Genomic DNA, 6789 nt, shown 5'->3' on the forward strand with positions numbered 1-6789 from the left:
ACTGCATGAACCCCACCTTCACATCCTCCTGCGACAGCAACTTCACCGGCACGGTCGGCGCCTTCCAGATGTCGTCGCAATATTCGCGGATCGTGCGATCCGACGAGAACTTACCCGAGCGCGCCGAGTTCAGGATGGACATCTGCGCCCAGCGCTGGGAGTCCTGGTAGGCAGCGGAAACGGCCTGCTGCGCGTCGGCATACGAATCGAAGTCGGCGAACAGCAGGTATGGATCGTGGTAGACGAGGCCATCGATCAGCGGCCGGAACAGTGCGGTGTCGCCGCGCGAGAAGAAACCGCCACGGATCAGGTCGACGACTTCCTTCAACTCTCCGCGCAGATAATTCGACGGGTGGTAGCCCGATGACCTGAGTGCGCTGACTTCGTGCGCATCGAGGCCGAACAGGAAGAAGTTCTCCGCGCCGACTTCTTCGCGGATCTCGATGTTGGCGCCATCCATGGTGCCGATCGTCAGCGCACCGTTCATCGAGAACTTCATGTTGCCCGTGCCTGACGCTTCCTTGCCAGCGGTCGAGATCTGTTCCGACAGATCGGCGGCCGGATAGATGCGCTGGCCGTTCTTCACGTTGAAGTTCGGCAGGAACACAACTTTCAGCCGGTCGCGGACCGCCGGATCGCGATTCACGACATCGCCGACTGAAGTGATGAGTTTGATCATCAGTTTGGCGATGTGATAACCCGGTGCCGCCTTGCCGCCGAAGATGAAAGTGCGCGGTACGATGTCCGCATTCGGATTCGAGCGCAGGCGGTGATAGAGCGCAACGACATGCAGGATGTTGAGATGCTGGCGCTTGTACTCGTGGATGCGTTTCACCTGCACGTCGAACAGGGAATCCGGATCGATGATGACGCCGGTCTTCTTCAAGGCGACCGCTGCGAAGTCGCACTTGCACGCACGCTTCACGTCGAGCCAGCGCTGCCGGAACGCGCCGTCCTGCGCCAGCGGTTCGAGCTTCTTCAATTCACTCAAGTCGGTGATCCAGCCGGCGCCGATACTGGATGAAATCAGCTCCGTCAGCCGCGGATTGCTGAGCGCCATCCAGCGGCGCGGCGTGACGCCGTTGGTCTTGTTGCCGAAGCGCTGCGGCCAGAGTTCGTAGAAATCCTTCAGCACGTCCTGTTTCAGCAGTTCGGAATGCAGTTCAGCCACGCCGTTCACTGCATGACTGCCGACACACGCCAGGTGCGCCATGCGCACGTAGCGCTCGCCGCGTTCGTCGATCAGCGACATGCGCGCGATGCGATCCTCCTCGCCGTAGAAGCGGATGCGCACCTCGTCCAGAAAGCGCGCATTGATCTCGCAGATGATTTCGAGATGCCGCGGCAGCAGCCGGCCGAACAACGGCAGCGGCCAGCATTCGAGTGCTTCGGGCAATAACGTGTGGTTCGTGTACGCGAAGGTCTTGCGGGTGATTTCCCATGCCTGCTCCCACGGGACGACGTGCTCATCGACCAGCAGGCGCATGAGTTCGGCCACGGCGATCGCCGGATGCGTGTCGTTGAGCTGCGCGGCGAACTTCTCGTGGAAGCGCTCGACCGGAATCTTCTGCACCTTGAGGATGCGGAACATGTCCTGCAGCGAGCACGAGACGAAGAAGTACTGCTGCGACAGGCGCAGCTCCTTGCCCTGCAGCTGCTCGTCGTTCGGATACAGCACCTTGCTGAGATTTTCCGAAGAGACCTTCTGCATCACTGCGCCGTAGTAGTCGCCGCGATTGAAGACGGCGAAGTCGAACGATTCCGGCGCCTCGGCCTTCCACAATCGCAGCGTATTCGCGGTGTTCTTGCGATAGCCGAGGATCGGCGTGTCGTAGGGAACGCCCGCCACCAGCCGGTCCGGCACCCAGCGAACGCGCAGGCGGTTGAGTTCGTCGTGGTATTGCTCGGTGTAACCGCCCAGCTTCACGTGTACGGCCCACTCGGGTCGCGCGATTTCCCAGGGATTGCCGAAGCGCAGCCACTTGTCGGTGCGCTCGGTCTGCCAGCCGTCGACGATTTCCTGATGGAAGATGCCGAATTCGTAGCGGATGCCGTAGCCAAGCGACGGAATCTCCAGCGTCGCCAGCGATTCGATGAAGCAGGCGGCCAACCGTCCCAGACCGCCATTGCCGAGTCCCGGTTCATCTTCTTCGAGCAGCAGCTCGTTGAAGTCCAGTCCCAGTTCGGTGACGGCCTTGCGGACCTCATCGTAGATGCCGAGATTCACGAGATTGTTGCCGAGATGCGGCCCCATCAGAAACTCGGCAGAGAAGTACGCGACTGTGCGCGAGCCCTGCTTCGTGTAAGCCGCCGCGGTACTGATCCAGCGCTGCAGCATGCGATCGCGCACCGCATAGGCAAGCGCCTGGTAGTAGTCGTTCCTGGTCGCCAGCGCCGGAAACTTGCCCTGGATGTAGAACAGGTTGTCGAGGAAGGCGTGCTGGAACGCCTCCTTTGTCAATGCAGTGCGGTCATCTTCGCGTGCGGTCTGTTCTTCTACTGCGACGAGCGACGTAGCCATCTTTGGCACCGTGAAGGTTGCGGTCAGCGATACCTTCCGCGGTGCAAGTTTCGTGCATGTGACGAATGGCAGGAGAAGACGGACGAGAGCCGTGTTTACGCACCATCGTTGGACAGGAATGCACGAGGGGGCGCCGTTTGAGGGCAGGCCCTTCCTGTGGAGCCGGCTTCAGCCGGGCCTAAGAACTGTCAGGCTAAAGCCTGACCTACAGGAAGAGGCCGGCTGAAGCCGGCCCCACAGAGGACATCAGGCATCGCCCGGCAGCACGTACCCTTCGAACTGCTTGCGCAACTGCAGCTTGCTCAGCTTGCCGGTGGCCGTAAGCGGCAGCTTCTCGACGAACGCAACGTCGTCGGGGACCCACCACTTGGCGACCTTGCCGAGGAAGAAGTTCAGGACTTCCTCGCGCGTCACCGATTCGCCCGGCTTCAGGACCACGACCAGCAGCGGCCGCTCCTGCCACTTCGAATGCGGAATGGAAATCGCCGCGGCCTGCGCGATGGCGGGATGCGCCACGGCCAGATTTTCGAGTTCGATGGAGCTGATCCATTCGCCGCCCGACTTGATGACGTCCTTGGTGCGATCGGTGATCTGCACGTAGCCCAGCGGGCAGATGGTGGCCACATCGCCGGTGCTGAACCAGCCATCGGTATCGAAGACGTCGTCGCTGTCGCGACGGTAGTAACGGGACGCGACCCAGGGTCCTCGAACCTTCAACGCGCCGAAGGCGCGGCCGTCGCGCGGCAGTTCCCTGTCGTCCTCATCGACGATCTTGATTTCGATGCCGAACACGGAGCGTCCCTGTTTGGCACGCAGCGCATCGCGCGTCTGTGCCGGCAGACGCATCGCCTCGGGCGACCAGTTGCAGATCGTGCCGATCGGACTCGTCTCCGTCATGCCCCACGCCTGCACGATATGTGCACCGTATGGGTCGCGTAACGCATCGGCGAGCGCCACCGGTACTGCCGAGCCACCGCAGAGAATGCGCTTGAGAGAGTCGATGCGCTTGCCGGATTTCTGCAGGTAGGCGACGACACCCTGCCACACCGTCGGCACCGCCGCCGCATTGTTGACCTGCTCTTCTTCGATCAGCGCCTGCAGCGTCGGCGCATCACCCATCTTCGGTCCGGGGAATACGAGCTTGGTGCCCACCATCACGCACGCATACGGCAGTCCCCAGGCGTTGACGTGGAACATCGGCACGACCGGCATGACCACGTCGGTCGCCGCGAGATTGGCAGAGTCCGGCAGCGCCATCGCATAGCAGTGCAGGATGGTGGAGCGATGACTGTAGAGGACGCCCTTGGGATCACCCGTGGTGCCGGACGTGTAGCACAGCGAACTCGCGGTGCGTTCGTCGAACTCCGGCCATTCGAATGCGTCGGACTCGTTCGCGATCAGGGATTCGTAGCTGCGCGCATTGGGCAGCGTGGTCGCCGGCATGTGGGCATCATCCGTGAGGATGATGTAGCCCTCGATGGTCTTGAGCGTCGGCTGCAGTTTCTCGATCAGCGGGACGAAGGCCGGGTCGAGGAACAGCCGGCGATCTTCGGCGTGATTGGCGATGAAGGTGAGCTGTTCCTCGAACAGGCGCGGATTGATCGTGTGACACACGAAACCCGAACAGGACACCGCGTAGTAGATCTCGAAATGCCGGAAGTCGTTCCAGGCCAGGGTGGCGATGCGATCGCCGGGCTGCGCGCCGAGCCGCACCAGGGCATTGGCGAGCTTGCGGACCCGGGCGAAAGCTTCGCTATAGGTATAGCGATGGCGCGGATGATCGGCCGTGATGGAGACGATTTCCCGCTGCGGATGCTGCAGATCGGCATGGCGCAGCAGCGAACTGATCAACAGAGGCCGATCCATCATCTGACCGAACATTCGATCCCCCGATCTTGCGTTGTAGTACGGGGGATTTAAGCACGGATTCAGGCACCTCGCGCGAGGCGGTTCGGAAAGGCCTCTACCGCAATGCGGTCGTCGAGGACGTCAGCGCAGCAGGCACGGCCGACGAAAAGGGATCCGACCCGGCAATCGTGGTTTCGACCGCCGGCGATGCCTCGCTGGTGCCGGGAGTCGCGACCTCAGTCGACGAACCCGTGGAGTACTGCACGACGATCCGTGCAATGTGCGGATGCTGGCTGCTCCACTGCATGAAGTTCACGCAGACGGCCTTGGCGGCGGGACCCTGCGCATATTCGAACGTATTGCCGGAGAACTTCGCGCCGCCGACATCCGCTTCGAGAGCGACTGCATGCTGATCCCACGGGTGCTGCACGGCATCAGGTTGGGCAAAGAAGTGGATCGTCTCGACTCGCGCATGGGCCGGCACGGTACCGCAGAGCGCGATGCGCTGGGCTTGCGCCTCAGGGCAGTCCGATGCTCCGGCTACGCGACACGCCGGTACGTAAGCGATCGACTCTGCCACCCCGCTCTCGGGCTCGAGGCTGATCGGTATCGCATGCGGCTCCGGCACGGGCATAGCTGACTCCGGGGCTGCCACATCGGCGAACTGCTGCGGCTGACTGCGTTCCAGGACACGTGAGGCGGTCAGATCGCGCAGTTCGCGCAGCTCCTGACGCATTGCGCGGATGTCCTCGCCAGCGCGCTGCTGCAGGAACTGCGAGTAGAGAAAACCGCCGGCCGCCGAGGCCACCATCAGCGCGGTGATCGCGATGATCGATCGCAGCGTCGTGCCGCGTTTGGGTTTGATGTCGGTCCTGCCCTTCGCCCTGAATGCGCCCAGCAGCTGGAACAGCGCGGTGCCGACAGTCGCAGCCGCACCGATCATCGCGGCAAGGATGGTTTCCGACAGGCCCATGTCTCTGCCTCGCACGCCTGTCGGCGTTGGGAATATGTTGAATCGCACAACGTGAGCTGGACGCGGCGACTCTAGTGGGCGCCGTCTGGCCGCTCTGATACGCAGTTCACATTCTTCCGGGACACCGTGATTCAGCGCACGCAGCAGAGGGAACGCAGCGAGCGTTTCTGTTCATGCCGTTCGATGGCGAGGTCGATGAGCCGGGAAACGAGTTCGCGCGGCGACACGCCGCTCGCCGCCCAGAGCTTCGGATACATGGACATCGCCGTGAATCCCGGCAGCGTGTTGATCTCGTTGACCAGCAATTGGCGGTCGGGGCGGAGAAAGAAATCGACCCGCGCCAGGCCGCTGCATTCCAGCGCCTGGAACGTCGCCAGCGACAGCCGCTGCACTTCGCGCGTCAGATGCGCATCGAGTGCGGCTGGCACCTGCAGTCTGGCGCCCTGCTCGTCCAGGTATTTCGCGTCGTAGGAATAGAAGCCGTCGGCACGGGTCACGACGATCTCGCCGGGAATCGACGCTGCGGGCACATCGTTGCCGAGTACTGCACATTCGATCTCGCGACCCGTGATCGATTCTTCCACGATCACCTTCAGATCGTAGTCGAATGCCGTTTGCAGAGCGGCCGGCAACTGCGCGCGCGACAGGACGCGCGTAACACCGACCGACGATCCGAGATTCGCCGGCTTCACGAAAAGTGGAAAACCCAGCGACTCCGCCCTGCGCAGCACCGCGAGCGGATCGCGGCGATACTCGTGACGCCGGATCGCAATGAAGTTCGCCACGGGAATGCCTGCATCGCGCAGCAGACGTTTCATCACATCCTTGTCCATGCCCACGGCGCTACCGAGCACGCCGGCGCCCACGAACGGTACGTTGGCGAGTTCCAGCAGTCCCTGCACCGTTCCGTCTTCGCCGTGCGGCCCATGCAGCACGGGGAACACGACGTCGACCGGCGGGTCTTCGGATCGCGTCGACGGCAGCAGCGAGAATTCCGGCCCATCATTGCTGAGCTGCACGAAGCGCGGATCGCCCTTCTCCCGCAGCAATCGCTGCGTCGACTGCTGGATCCACCGGCCTTTGCGCGTGATGCCGATGGCCACGGCCTGGAATCGCCCGGGATCCAGCGCGGCAATGATGTTACGCGCAGAGAGAATCGAAACTTCGTGCTCGGCCGATCGCCCGCCGAAGAGCACGCCCACGTTCAACCGGGTTGCTGTGTCCATGCCTTGCGAGGCTAGCGGGCGATCGGGTTGGATCAGCGATGAACTGTGATGAATTGTGGCGTGCGAAGTTGTCCTCCTGTGGGGCCGGCTTCAGCCGGCCTGAGAACTGTCAGGCTGAAGCCCAATGGCACTGACTTAAGCGATCGGCCCATTCCTCCCGCTCTCTAATCTTCTCCGTAGCTGCATTCAACACGCCACCACCGTAGTGAGTGGTGTGCCCG

4 protein-coding genes are annotated in these 6789 nt (G+C 62.5%); all 4 read right to left on the reverse strand.

The features are described 5' to 3' along the window. Positions 1–2521: glycogen/starch/alpha-glucan phosphorylase (locus V7D81_RS02910; RefSeq protein ID WP_324314353.1), on the reverse strand; the 2521-nt coding region annotated here is incomplete at its 3' end. A gap of 246 nt (positions 2522–2767) precedes the next feature. Beyond that, positions 2768–4402: a long-chain-fatty-acid--CoA ligase gene (locus V7D81_RS02915; protein ID WP_349257594.1), complete on the reverse strand. Its 1635-nt coding sequence runs from the start codon at positions 4400–4402 to the stop codon at positions 2768–2770. A gap of 82 nt (positions 4403–4484) precedes the next feature. Then, entirely contained in the window at positions 4485–5342 is an 858-nt protein-coding gene (locus V7D81_RS02920) for a hypothetical protein (RefSeq protein WP_324314357.1), read from the reverse strand. A 131-nt stretch (positions 5343–5473) separates the two neighbouring features. Further along, positions 5474–6568: a D-alanine--D-alanine ligase gene (gene ddlA, locus V7D81_RS02925; RefSeq protein WP_324314359.1), complete on the reverse strand. Its 1095-nt coding sequence runs from the start codon at positions 6566–6568 to the stop codon at positions 5474–5476. Positions 6569–6789 lie beyond the last annotated feature (221 nt).

The organism is Povalibacter sp. (assembly GCF_036735925.1).
GTDB lineage: Bacteria > Pseudomonadota > Gammaproteobacteria > Steroidobacterales > Steroidobacteraceae > Steroidobacter.

Excerpts from the sequence above, each read along its gene's own strand:
- V7D81_RS02920 (WP_324314357.1), bottom strand. The coding sequence starts at position 5,342 with ATGGGCCTGTCGGAAACCATCCTTGCCGCGATGATCGGTGCGGCTGCG.
- V7D81_RS02915 (WP_349257594.1), bottom strand. The coding sequence starts at position 4,402 with ATGTTCGGTCAGATGATGGATCGGCCTCTGTTGATCAGTTCGCTGCTG.
- ddlA (WP_324314359.1), bottom strand. The coding sequence starts at position 6,568 with ATGGACACAGCAACCCGGTTGAACGTGGGCGTGCTCTTCGGCGGGCGA.